Raw genomic sequence first — 13081 nt, forward strand, 5'->3', positions numbered from 1 at the left:
AAAAACAACTAACTGAGGTATAAACAATACAAAATAGGAAGTAGTCACAAATCTGGAAAAATGTTCATATGTTTGAAATCCTACATTTTGGGTAGTCATTAAAAAGATAGATTCTCTGAACCAGATAAACAAAAATGATAACTGAAGAATACATGCCAATATAGTAAGACTATAATTAATATACTTTTTTTCTTTTCTAACTAATAAATAAATACTTCCAACATAAAAAATCCCTAATAAAACCGCGTAAAATGGTTGATATAAAAACAATGATACCGCCTCTTTTCTTTATCTAGACACTATTAATGTTAACCCATTATAGTTAACACACATATTCTTAAAAGTTTGTCTGTTTTTTTATCCATAATCAGTTTGTCTCCTATCTGTAATTTAAATTAAAATATATTATCCCACTGATATTCGGACACGTATCTCTTTAATCAAGCCGTCCTCTAATGGGTATTTCTAATTATTTACTGAATTGACATATTAGAAAAGAACGGATTAGTTTACATAGCAGCAACCATTGGTTGCTATTATTTAAACTAATGCGGAAAATTAGAATATTTAAAAAAAAACACCATTTACAACACATGAAATTGCTTATAATAGTGTATACAGAACCTTTAAAAAATGGGCTTTTGTGTTTTTATTTTATGTAAATTATATTGATATAGAATATAAAGAGAAATGGTATAATATTTGATAACATATAATTGTTTTAAATTTGTTAAGGAGGTTATTTTTATGAATGGGAATGGTGTTTCATGTACTAAAACAAAATGTTCTGTCAATTGGGGGCAGGCTTTGACTGAAGGAACTAAACGTTGGGGAGATAATCTTTTTGGAAGTGTGAGTGGTTAAATATGAGTGATTCAGAAAAAAGTAAAGAGCTTATTCATGATTTATATAATAAACTATCAAAACGCACTAATTCCAGTCCTGAATTACTAGATATCATTGACGTTTTATACCAAGTGTATCTAAAAATCGATACTGTAAGTAACCCAGAAGCGCTTGTTCAACGTTTGGTTAATTATATATATAGCACTGGTCTTAAAGGGAAACTTTATTTTCCTAAGGATGAAAATAATTTAATTGCTGATCTTGGGGTTATTGGTCAAAGAGCTGGTTTGAATGGTTTATATAAAGCTAACTACGGTGATAAATCTCAGTTTTATAGTTACTTCGATGATAATAAAATGCCTAAAAATTAAATAATAAATGAAAAAGGACTGATTTCTAGTCCTTTTTTTGTTTGCTTATTATCGGAGTTTTATTTGTTGTCATTTCGTTAATTATGTTATTGCCAGGTAGTTCAGATATAATCGCTCAACTATTACAAATAAATTAATAAATAAAGAAAATAATACATGAGATTAGATAGAATCATGTATCTATAGCCTTTTCAAACTAGTTTTTATTTATCCCTTTAATTTCTTTTGTTATTTCTTTTTTGAACAATATGAAAATAATAGCTGTCCACACAATTTGAGAGAATATATTTGTTTCAAAAGAAAGAAATAGCTTAGGTATTAAAATAATACCTACAATTAATATTAATAGACCTAGTTTTATGTAATGGTTATTAGTATCAACAGCTTGGCTATAAGAAAAAACTATGAAAATCACTATAAAAATAAATAGAATTAAATCTAGTAATGGAGTTAATGATTTATAGAAAATCAAATAACTTATGCTTAATAGTGTAGATAGCCCAAAAGATAGGGTGTTTTTCACTTAATGACCTCCAATTTAATTATTTTAGTACTACTTTTCTAAGCATAAAACAAATGATCTGTTTTGTAAAAAGAGTATATTTTTCCATTATAAACTTTGATTATGATTATTAATTTGAGACATATAAACCATTTTAGTTAATTTAAAAATCAATACATGAAATTGGATAAATTAATGTATCTAGAGTCTTATTAAATCAATAGTTTAAAAATTAAATTATTTTTTAAATACAAAACCATCATAATATTTATCTATAATATTTTCTACAGTTGTCCCGATTTTTTCGATAAATGTTCTACTAAAAACTTCTGTAAAGTCATTTGCTCCAATTGAGTCTATAATTTCAAAATAATCTACGGTCAAAACAATACTACTTCGAATTGTTTCTCCATAACTATTATCATATTCTAGTGGTGGTATTTTTTCATTAAAGTATTTAATTAAATATTCTTGAGAATTATTTTCAAAAAATTCTTCTTCTGTTTCGAGTAATATTATACTTTCCTCAAATATTTTTGTATTATCCATATTTTTTTGTTCAAGGAGAGTAGACTCTTTCAGTAAAACTACAGAAAATAAACGATCTTTATTTATCATTTTTTACTCCTTTATTTGAGTTTTACTCAATTCTTATTGTGACAAACTCACCTTCATTTCAGGATACACTATTTTACATATAATCGTGTATCGAAAAGGAAAGGGTCACAAAACTCACATAAAACATATGTGAGTTTTATGACCCTTTTTATTGTGTTTATCTACTACTAGTCTTATTTAATTACATATCAGATTAAACTTTTTGTAGGTGTTATTTTAGGAATCGTGACAAAGTTAAACGACTACTTCCATTTTTAGTTTTCCGCCTACAGATTCCACGATGTCACTTAATGTTTGTACACTAATGTTTTGTGACCCTTTTTCTACTCGAGAAATATAAGATTGTTTTTTTCCAGTTAGAGTAGCTAATTCAGATTGAGTTAGATGTTTTTCTTCTCTAATTCTTAAAAGAATGTTTGCAGCTTGATAGCTAGCTTCAGTTTCTTTCCACGCTTCAGCAAACTCTGGTGTTTCCATTTGGGTGTCGAAGTAACTTTTTAGTTTATTTTCCATCATTTTCACCCTTTCTTTCTAGATAGTCTTTACGATACTCTTTGGATTTAGTAATTTCTCTTGAAGGAGTTTTTTGTGTTTTTTTCGTGAAACCATGTGTGATAATATATTTATTATGACTAAAATGAAAATATAAACACCTAAAAATGTTGCTTGAGAATTTTACTCGAAGTTCGTAAATGCCATCATCTAAGTGATCGATATATCCTGGTGGAGAATGGACTCCAAAATCTTCCACAATAGTTATTGCTCTTAATACTTTAGCTCTAGATTTTACATCTAAACTATCTAAATACTCCAAAAAGGGAGCTTCACCGTTTTCTTTTTCATAGACATCGAAATTATATTTTTTCATACTTTTATTATAACTTATAAGTGATAATGTGTAAACAATCTTATTTAGGAAATCGAATACTAGGTACTATTGATTTTATGAGAATACATAAAATTGTTTAAAAACGTGTATTGACCTGAATAATTCATAGCTTTAATTCTTTGGTACATTTTATTGAAATATGTATCACTAATATCCCTATCAACTGATTTTGACTAAAAAGTTACTTCAAACATTCACTGTTCAAAAATATTGAGGAATAAATTTTGGGTGTAAGGCATTTTGAGCATACTTCTCCCTGGATAACTTCCCAGTAAAAAAATCGTTAGATTGTTGGATTAGATCCATTGACTGGCTCGCCTCAGGCGAGCAAAGACCCTGTAGAATTCATTCTGATACACATGATAACTAGATAATTTGAGATAGACTCGTCTACCCGTTTGGACTAATTTCCCAGCAACTTTCAGAAACTTCAATCGAATAGAATGAATGGTCATTCCCTTTTGGACTTCTTCAAAGCCAATCGTTCTTAAGAAGTTGACTAAGTTGTAAGCTATCAAGCTGAGCATCATTCGGACATGATTCTCCAAAAAGCGAGGACTGTCTGTCTTGTCAAAGTAAAAGCCAGCTTTCGCTTCTTTAATGAAGTTCTCCATTGTGCCACGTTTGGCATAGAGAGAAAAGATGGTATCAGGAGAAACATTTTCTGATAGATTCGTCACGATAAACTCATGTCGAAAGAGTAGTTCGCCCGCTTCACGTGTTGAGCGTATACACACGCGACGACTTTGTGACCAGGTTTGTGCTTGATAAGTGGTGGAGAAGTACTGAACTTCTCGTTCTTCCCACTTTTGATTATCGCCATAAAGTACTGATTTCTCAGCTATTTGACCTAGTCTACGATTATTCTTCAGTCGAATAACATAATGACTCTTTTTTGATTCACACGAATCATACACACCAGGTGTAGCGAACCCGCTGTCTCCACGAACCAAGATGTCAGTGTTTGGTAGAGAGTGATTATAGTGCTCTAATAAAGGTGTGAGAAACTCCTTTACGCCTTTTGATGTATATTGATTTCCTGAACGTAGTTCAGCTTTTAAGAAGTCACCAGTCAATCCGTCAAAAGCTACCAATGGATGATAACCATAGGTTTGGTAGTGGGTATTATAATCCGTTTGTTCTTGGTGACCAAATGTATCTGAATGGGTCGAATCTAAATCAATGATTAATTCCGTATCATTACGGATGAGGCGTGCTTTATCAATAAGTTCTTGGTTCAAAGCTTGAAGTTCATGGATATTCTCCTCAGATAGTCGATCTAAAAATCGAGAAAGTGAAGATTGAGAAGCGAGTTCTTTCCTATCTAAAACAGCTTTAAACACAGGATCTTGTCTCAGGAGATTAGCTGCAGAATCAGCTGAGTAACCAGCAATTAATTGCATAATGAACTGCTCAAGTATGGATAAGTTGTCATGAGTAAAATATGCTCGTTCGTCTTCAATGTGAATGTGTTGCTTAGCCAGTTCAGAAAAACCGAAGGTGTTCATCAGCTCTTTCACTAGGACGAGACCCGAATCACTCGATAATTGACCACCTGTATGAGAAATAGTGATATTTGAATTGAATTTTACTTGGTTTTTGTGTAAGCTAGTCATTAGAAGAACTCCTTTCTTTTGGTTGGTTTAGTCACTTTAACCATAGCAGAAAGGGGTTCTTTTTTCATCACTTAACGGGTGAAGATGAAAAAGTAATTGTAAGCTGCCGTGAGGCAGTTTCACATGGTTTTAATTAAAAGTATGAATTATTCAGGATTGATAAAACTACAGTTTCATTTAAAAATTTATAACTGAAGTACTTTTTTATTTGATTTTTAGTGTATGTAAACCAATAGTTGCTAATTGTAAACGAATAGGTGCGTTACTTTTTAAGCGGAAATTGAGAGAATATAGTTATTAAGTTAAGGAGGATAGTAATGATTTAAACTTGTGTTTAAGAGTTAGACATCCAATTTCATGTTATGAATACATGAGATTCTATAAAATAATATATTGAAGAAAATAGGTAGCTGCTAAAAACAAGCGAGCGACTCTCTTAAAATTAGATCTGTAAAAGATTTTTTATTTCAATTTCAGAGATACTTTTTTTAGCGGTTAAAAATACTTTTTTTCTTCTCTTTTACCAATGGTAACAATCTCAATAATTTCTATCTGATTATCTGTTGGTGGTTTAAAGATGAGACAAATGCCTAATTTTTGGTTCTTTAACAAAAAATTAGGACTTAAAATATCAATCTGCAATCGCTTAAAGTGATTGCTATTCGAAGATAATAGCTGTACTCTCAATTGTGGAATTTAAAAATACTAGACTTTTAATAGTGCTTAATTAAAATCTATTTTTCACTAATCAAAATAAAAATACATAAATTCGAAAATGTCGCTAGTTTAAAAGTCTTTAAAAAATTTTAACTAGAAGAACTAATCAATAAAAAGGAACCCAAAAAGAGGAGAATTGATATGTGCGGATTTGTTGGGTATATTTCCAATGTGGAAAATGCAATACAAAAAACAATAGAGAACAATATTAATGAGATGAATAAAATGATTGTACATAGAGGACCAGATGAAGAGGGGTATTATAAAGATAATACGATTGCTTTAGGTTTTAGAAGATTAAGTATTATCGATATTGAAAAAGGGCACCAACCATTATCTTATGAAAATGAACGGTATTGGATTATTTTTAATGGGGAAATTTATAATTATATAGAGTTAAGAAAAAAACTAAGTGGTCAAGGGTATTTATTTAAAACGGATAGTGATACCGAAGTTATCATTGCAGCTTATTCAGCCTATAAAGAAGAAGTAGTGGATAAATTAAGAGGAATGTTTGCATTTGTGATTTGGGACAAAGTAGAAAAAACATTCTTTGGAGCTCGTGATCATTTTGGGATTAAACCTTTTTATTATGCAGTAGAAGAACAAGGCCTATATGTGGCTTCTGAAAAGAAAGCTATTCTAAAAGTGGTTCAAGACCGACAATTAGATCAAATTGCTTTACAAAATTATTTAACTTTTCAATATGTTCCAGGATCAGAAACGATGCACCAATCAATTAAGGAACTACTTCCTGGTCATTTTATGACAAAGAAATTAAATGAGACAGTAAAAATTACGAGATATTGGCAGGCTGATTTTTCACCCATTAACAAATCAGAAGATTTTTTTACAAAAGAAATTCGAACAAGCTTATGGGATTCCGTTGAAAAACATATGAGGTCAGACGTTACAGTTGGTTCCTTCTTATCAGGAGGAATTGATTCGTCAATCATTGTAGCAATGGCACGCGAGTTTAATCCTAAGCTTAAGACATTATCCGTTGGATTTGAAAGAGACGGATACAATGAAATTAATTTAGCTGAAGAGACGGCAGAAGAGTTAAAAGTAGAAAACTTTAGTCATACGATTACTGTAGAAGAATTCATGGCTGAATTTCCACGTTTTGTTTGGCATATGGACGATCCTTTAGCTGACCCTGCAGCAATGCCGCAATTCTTTTTGTCAGCATTAGCTCGAAAGCATGTAAAAGTTGCGTTATCTGGTGAAGGAGCTGATGAATTATTTGGAGGGTATGGTATTTATAATGAACCACATGCGTTGAGAATGTTTAATCTTACTGGTAAGTATACCAACCAAGCTATCCATCAGTTAGCTCAGCTGATGCCTGATGGAGTAAAAGGGAAGAGTTTTCTTCTTAGAGGAACCGTTCCTTTAGAACATCGGTACGTTGGAAATGCAAAGATTTTTGAAGAGCTTGAAAAGAAAAAATTGTTAACCAATTATAATGCTAACTACCCGTTCAAAAATGTGACTGATTCATTTTATCAGCAAACAGTAGGGCGTAATCCAGTGGATCGCATGCAATTAATTGATATTAATACTTGGCTAAATGGAGATCTACTTTTAAATGCAGATAGAACTACAATGGCTCATTCTTTAGAGTTGAGAACACCATTTTTAGATAAAGAAGTATTTAATATTGCTAAAGAAATACCAGCACATTTAAGGCTAGCTCATGGAACGACTAAATATATTTTAAGAAAAGCCGTAGAAGGCATTGTTCCAGAAAATGTTATTTACCGTAAAAAATTAGGTTTTCCAGTTCCAATCCGTCATTGGTTAAAAGATGAAATGTATGATTGGGCATTGACGATTATACGGGAATCTCAAACAGAGCATTTATTAAATAAAGGTTATATTGAAGACCTCTTAATTAATCATCGCATAGGTAAGATAGATTATTCGCGTAAAATATGGACAGCTTTAACTTTTATGGTTTGGCACCGTATTTATGTCGAAGAATCACAAGAATTTTTAACAGAACCGCTACAATCTTCTGTACAGCAATAATTAATATATGAAATTAGATAAAAATTTGTATTGATAAATATAGACCATAAGTACACAAGTATCCTGTGTACTTATGGTCTAAAATACATTATTTTACATAGAAATATGTATCTAGAACCTTGTTAATACAGGGTTACTTTTTTACAATCATTATTTTTCTTATAGAAAGAAATAATAACTAAAATAGCAGTAGCAACCACTGGTTGCTACTATGGAAACCAATAAGTTCTATTAAATTAGGACTATTTGGTAGATAATAAGGTGTCGATTAGAAGGGGGTTAGAAAGGTTATTCTTGAATGGTACACATAATAGATAACTTATTTTCTTCGAAATAATATTTTATACCTACTATTATTTCAATCTAAACAGATAGGTAAAAACAAGTAGCGAGAGGAATGGTTTTTTGGAAAGATATAAGAGTCGAAAAGAATTAAAAGCGGAGGTGAAAGAGGTATTACGTGGCAGATGGAAAGAAGCCATTTTATTAAGTGCTATACCAATAATTTTAACAATAATAGGGGTAGCGATTACTTTATTATCCTATTCCTTTATTCAGCAAATAATCGGTTTATTTTCTGATATAGGGACTAATATTAACAGGTATGAGTCATCATATACTGAAGACTTTTGGTCTACCATCTTTGGAGCCTTATCTACGTTTATTGCTGTTGGTATTTCATATACTTTTTTAGATTGGTTAAGAAACCCAACTATGCGTATTGAACCAGTTAAACAAGCTTTTCAAATATTCACTAAAAAATACTTTTTAGGTACGTTTTTAATTTATATTTTCACCGGATTTTTTACCTTATTATGGGCATTTCTTTTTATCGTACCAGGAATTATAAAAACAATATCTTATTCTCAAGCCTATTTCATTTATAAAGATCAAAAAATACTAACTGAAAATGGAAAAGTATCTGCTCTCGATTGCATAACAGAAAGTAGAAAAATGATGGATGGCCATAAGTGGGAATACTTTGTATTACAGTTAAGCTTTATTGGCTGGGGCATTTTAAGCATTCTATCTCTAGGAATCGGATTTCTATGGTTAAAACCATATGTATATTGTACATATGCAGCATTTTATAATAATCTGACTGAAAATAGTCATTTTGACGAGTCATTAGATGACTTTTAATCTACTTAAGTTATGTATAAATAGCTAGACTAAAAAAAAGAGTAGTTCTAAATTGTTTATTATCAATAAATAAGTTTATTGAAGGGACAATTAATACAGAACTATAATAGAGTATGCTTACCATTTAAGGTGTCGACAATTGCGCTATATTAGCAAAAATAGTTTAACTTCAATAGACTATAAAGAAAGTACAATAGCAACTAAACTCACGTGTGACTATAATTAAGGAGCGATATTTTATGGGCAAAACAAAATGGTATTCCGGAGGAAATGAACGAGCAAAACAAGCAGCAAATATTATTACTGATCTATTAGATGATTTAAAAACAAACTTAGAAAACGAGTCGCTACAAAATGTATTAGAGAATTATTTTGAAGAATTAGAACAAAAGGGCGCTTCTATTCCTATGATTTTAAGTCGTATGAACTTAGATATTTCTAAAGCAATCAGAAATGATGGAGTTACTCTATCAGACTATCAATCTAAAAAACTAAAAGAATTGACTTCCATATCCAATATTAGATATGGATATTAACAGTGTACAAAAATAGATAAATTCAATTATTCCTAATTAAATTAATTTATAAGGTCACAGTAGTTATAGTGACCTTATTTTGTTTAGTCAATATGGAAAGATCAATTAAATTATATAGCCAATCGTTCCTTTAAGTTATCTAATGCTTTTTATAAATATTAAATACATGAAATTGGATAAAATCGTGTGTTGAAGGACGAACTAAAAAAAGAACCCTATTGGAATAGGATTCCGGATACACGATTTTATCCAATTTCATGTATTTAATATTTATAAAAAGCATTAGATAACTTAAAGGAACGATTGGCTATATAATTTAATTGATCTTTCCATATTGACTAAACAAAATAAGGTCACTATAACTACTGTGACCTTATAAATTAATTTAATTAGGAATAATTGAATTTATCTATTTTTGTACACTGTTAATATCCATATCTAATATTGGATATGGAAGTCAATTCTTTTAGTTTTTTAGATTGATAGTCTGATAGAGTAACTCCATCATTTCTGATTGCTTTAGAAATATCTAAGTTCATACGACTTAAAATCATAGGAATAGAAGCGCCCTTTTGTTCTAATTCTTCAAAATAATTCTCTAATACATTTTGTAGCGACTCGTTTTCTAAGTTTGTTTTTAAATCATCTAATAGATCAGTAATAATATTTGCTGCTTGTTTTGCTCGTTCATTTCCTCCGGAATACCATTTTGTTTTGCCCATAAAATATCGCTCCTTAATTATAGTCACACGTGAGTTTAGTTGCTATTGTACTTTCTTTATAGTCTATTGAAGTTAAACTATTTTTGCTAATATAGCGCAATTGTCGACACCTTAAATGGTAAGCATACTCTATTATAGTTCTGTATTAATTGTCCCTTCAATAAACTTATTTATTGATAATAAACAATTTAGAACTACTCTTTTTTTTAGTCTAGCTATTTATACATAACTTAAGTAGATTAAAAGTCATCTAATGACTCGTCAAAATGACTATTTTCAGTCAGATTATTATAAAATGCTGCATATGTACAATATACATATGGTTTTAACCATAGAAATCCGATTCCTAGAGATAGAATGCTTAAAATGCCCCAGCCAATAAAGCTTAACTGTAATACAAAGTATTCCCACTTATGGCCATCCATCATTTTTCTACTTTCTGTTATGCAATCGAGAGCAGATACTTTTCCATTTTCAGTTAGTATTTTTTGATCTTTATAAATGAAATAGGCTTGAGAATAAGATATTGTTTTTATAATTCCTGGTACGATAAAAAGAAATGCCCATAATAAGGTAAAAAATCCGGTGAAAATATAAATTAAAAACGTACCTAAAAAGTATTTTTTAGTGAATATTTGAAAAGCTTGTTTAACTGGTTCAATACGCATAGTTGGGTTTCTTAACCAATCTAAAAAAGTATATGAAATACCAACAGCAATAAACGTAGATAAGGCTCCAAAGATGGTAGACCAAAAGTCTTCAGTATATGATGACTCATACCTGTTAATATTAGTCCCTATATCAGAAAATAAACCGATTATTTGCTGAATAAAGGAATAGGATAATAAAGTAATCGCTACCCCTATTATTGTTAAAATTATTGGTATAGCACTTAATAAAATGGCTTCTTTCCATCTGCCACGTAATACCTCTTTCACCTCCGCTTTTAATTCTTTTCGACTCTTATATCTTTCCAAAAAACCATTCCTCTCGCTACTTGTTTTTACCTATCTGTTTAGATTGAAATAATAGTAGGTATAAAATATTATTTCGAAGAAAATAAGTTATCTATTATGTGTACCATTCAAGAATAACCTTTCTAACCCCCTTCTAATCGACACCTTATTATCTACCAAATAGTCCTAATTTAATAGAACTTATTGGTTTCCATAGTAGCAACCAGTGGTTGCTACTGCTATTTTAGTTATTATTTCTTTCTATAAGAAAAATAATGATTGTAAAAAAGTAACCCTGTATTAACAAGGTTCTAGATACATATTTCTATGTAAAATAATGTATTTTAGACCATAAGTACACAGGATACTTGTGTACTTATGGTCTATATTTATCAATACAAATTTTTATCTAATTTCATATATTAATTATTGCTGTACAGAAGATTGTAGCGGTTCTGTTAAAAATTCTTGTGATTCTTCGACATAAATACGGTGCCAAACCATAAAAGTTAAAGCTGTCCATATTTTACGCGAATAATCTATCTTACCTATGCGATGATTAATTAAGAGGTCTTCAATATAACCTTTATTTAATAAATGCTCTGTTTGAGATTCCCGTATAATCGTCAATGCCCAATCATACATTTCATCTTTTAACCAATGACGGATTGGAACTGGAAAACCTAATTTTTTACGGTAAATAACATTTTCTGGAACAATGCCTTCTACGGCTTTTCTTAAAATATATTTAGTCGTTCCATGAGCTAGCCTTAAATGTGCTGGTATTTCTTTAGCAATATTAAATACTTCTTTATCTAAAAATGGTGTTCTCAACTCTAAAGAATGAGCCATTGTAGTTCTATCTGCATTTAAAAGTAGATCTCCATTTAGCCAAGTATTAATATCAATTAATTGCATGCGATCCACTGGATTACGCCCTACTGTTTGCTGATAAAATGAATCAGTCACATTTTTGAACGGGTAGTTAGCATTATAATTGGTTAACAATTTTTTCTTTTCAAGCTCTTCAAAAATCTTTGCATTTCCAACGTACCGATGTTCTAAAGGAACGGTTCCTCTAAGAAGAAAACTCTTCCCTTTTACTCCATCAGGCATCAGCTGAGCTAACTGATGGATAGCTTGGTTGGTATACTTACCAGTAAGATTAAACATTCTCAACGCATGTGGTTCATTATAAATACCATACCCTCCAAATAATTCATCAGCTCCTTCACCAGATAACGCAACTTTTACATGCTTTCGAGCTAATGCTGACAAAAAGAATTGCGGCATTGCTGCAGGGTCAGCTAAAGGATCGTCCATATGCCAAACAAAACGTGGAAATTCAGCCATGAATTCTTCTACAGTAATCGTATGACTAAAGTTTTCTACTTTTAACTCTTCTGCCGTCTCTTCAGCTAAATTAATTTCATTGTATCCGTCTCTTTCAAATCCAACGGATAATGTCTTAAGCTTAGGATTAAACTCGCGTGCCATTGCTACAATGATTGACGAATCAATTCCTCCTGATAAGAAGGAACCAACTGTAACGTCTGACCTCATATGTTTTTCAACGGAATCCCATAAGCTTGTTCGAATTTCTTTTGTAAAAAAATCTTCTGATTTGTTAATGGGTGAAAAATCAGCCTGCCAATATCTCGTAATTTTTACTGTCTCATTTAATTTCTTTGTCATAAAATGACCAGGAAGTAGTTCCTTAATTGATTGGTGCATCGTTTCTGATCCTGGAACATATTGAAAAGTTAAATAATTTTGTAAAGCAATTTGATCTAATTGTCGGTCTTGAACCACTTTTAGAATAGCTTTCTTTTCAGAAGCCACATATAGGCCTTGTTCTTCTACTGCATAATAAAAAGGTTTAATCCCAAAATGATCACGAGCTCCAAAGAATGTTTTTTCTACTTTGTCCCAAATCACAAATGCAAACATTCCTCTTAATTTATCCACTACTTCTTCTTTATAGGCTGAATAAGCTGCAATGATAACTTCGGTATCACTATCCGTTTTAAATAAATACCCTTGACCACTTAGTTTTTTTCTTAACTCTATATAATTATAAATTTCCCCATTAAAAATAATCCAATACCGTTCATTTTCATAAGATAATGGT

General features: G+C 30.7%; 14 protein-coding genes. 5 read left to right on the plus strand and 9 right to left on the minus strand.

Translation table 11 applies throughout. The features are described from left to right. The coding region (locus BP18_RS12890) for a hypothetical protein (protein WP_035050726.1) at positions 1–270 on the minus strand (270 nt) is incomplete at its 3' end. 477 nt (positions 271–747) lie between these two features. On the opposite strand from BP18_RS12890, the gene BP18_RS12645 reads away from it, so the two are divergent. Together BP18_RS12645 and BP18_RS12165 are read left to right on the plus strand one after the other, a co-directional pair. Then, positions 748–864: a leucocin A/sakacin P family class II bacteriocin gene (locus tag BP18_RS12645; protein WP_143019123.1), complete on the plus strand. Its 117-nt coding sequence runs from the start codon at positions 748–750 to the stop codon at positions 862–864. 2 nt (positions 865–866) lie between these two features. Then, entirely contained in the window at positions 867–1217 is a 351-nt protein-coding gene (locus BP18_RS12165; protein WP_029277006.1) for a bacteriocin immunity protein, read from the plus strand. A gap of 196 nt (positions 1218–1413) precedes the next feature. Here the strand turns inward: BP18_RS12165 and BP18_RS12170 are convergent, their stop codons facing one another. From BP18_RS12170 to BP18_RS12190, 5 genes are all read right to left on the minus strand, one after another. Continuing rightward, entirely contained in the window at positions 1414–1740 is a 327-nt protein-coding gene (locus BP18_RS12170; protein WP_029277008.1) for a hypothetical protein, read from the minus strand. 216 nt (positions 1741–1956) lie between these two features. Then, on the minus strand, positions 1957–2337 hold the full coding sequence (locus BP18_RS12175) for a hypothetical protein (RefSeq protein ID WP_029277010.1): 381 nt from the start codon (positions 2335–2337) through the stop codon (positions 1957–1959). A gap of 234 nt (positions 2338–2571) precedes the next feature. Beyond that, positions 2572–2853: a helix-turn-helix domain-containing protein gene (locus BP18_RS12180; protein ID WP_231549406.1), complete on the minus strand. Its 282-nt coding sequence runs from the start codon at positions 2851–2853 to the stop codon at positions 2572–2574. Beyond that, positions 2840–3205 carry a type II toxin-antitoxin system RelE/ParE family toxin gene (locus tag BP18_RS12185; RefSeq protein WP_029277014.1) on the minus strand — a complete coding sequence of 122 codons (366 nt, stop codon included), beginning with the start codon at positions 3203–3205 and terminating at the stop codon, positions 2840–2842. Before BP18_RS12185 ends, BP18_RS12180 begins: the two co-directional genes overlap by 14 nt. Before the next feature lie 317 nt (positions 3206–3522). After that, a complete protein-coding gene (locus tag BP18_RS12190; protein ID WP_029277017.1) occupies positions 3523–4842 on the minus strand; it encodes an IS1380-like element IS1678 family transposase in 1320 nt (439 codons plus the stop codon). 858 nt (positions 4843–5700) lie between these two features. Here BP18_RS12190 and asnB (BP18_RS12195) point away from each other — a divergent pair. The 3 genes from asnB (BP18_RS12195) to BP18_RS12205 all read left to right on the plus strand — a co-directional run bounded on the left by asnB (BP18_RS12195) (position 5701) and on the right by BP18_RS12205 (position 9272). Further along, positions 5701–7593 (plus strand): asparagine synthase (glutamine-hydrolyzing), encoded by a 1893-nt coding sequence (asnB, locus tag BP18_RS12195; protein ID WP_035050558.1) that lies wholly within the window; start codon positions 5701–5703, stop codon positions 7591–7593. 405 nt (positions 7594–7998) lie between these two features. Further along, positions 7999–8736, plus strand: a complete 738-nt coding sequence (locus BP18_RS12200; RefSeq protein ID WP_029278286.1) for a DUF975 family protein — start codon at positions 7999–8001, stop codon at positions 8734–8736. Between the two features lie 239 nt (positions 8737–8975). Next, positions 8976–9272 carry a bacteriocin immunity protein gene (locus BP18_RS12205; protein ID WP_029278285.1) on the plus strand — a complete coding sequence of 99 codons (297 nt, stop codon included), beginning with the start codon at positions 8976–8978 and terminating at the stop codon, positions 9270–9272. A gap of 425 nt (positions 9273–9697) precedes the next feature. Here BP18_RS12205 and BP18_RS12210 read toward each other — a convergent pair whose 3' ends face one another. From BP18_RS12210 to asnB (BP18_RS12220), 3 genes are all read right to left on the minus strand, one after another. After that, the gene (locus tag BP18_RS12210) at positions 9698–9994 is read right to left on the minus strand and encodes a bacteriocin immunity protein (RefSeq protein WP_029278285.1); all 297 of its coding nucleotides are present in this window, start codon (positions 9992–9994) and stop codon (positions 9698–9700) included. Positions 9995–10233: 239 nt separating this feature from the next. Further along, the gene (locus tag BP18_RS12215; protein ID WP_029278286.1) at positions 10234–10971 is read right to left on the minus strand and encodes a DUF975 family protein; all 738 of its coding nucleotides are present in this window, start codon (positions 10969–10971) and stop codon (positions 10234–10236) included. Between the two features lie 405 nt (positions 10972–11376). Then, positions 11377–13081 (minus strand): asparagine synthase (glutamine-hydrolyzing) (asnB, locus tag BP18_RS12220; RefSeq protein ID WP_035050728.1); only part of this gene is annotated, 1705 nt, incomplete at its 5' end.

The organism is Carnobacterium jeotgali MS3 (assembly GCF_000745125.1).
GTDB lineage: Bacteria > Bacillota > Bacilli > Lactobacillales > Carnobacteriaceae > Carnobacterium_B > Carnobacterium_B jeotgali.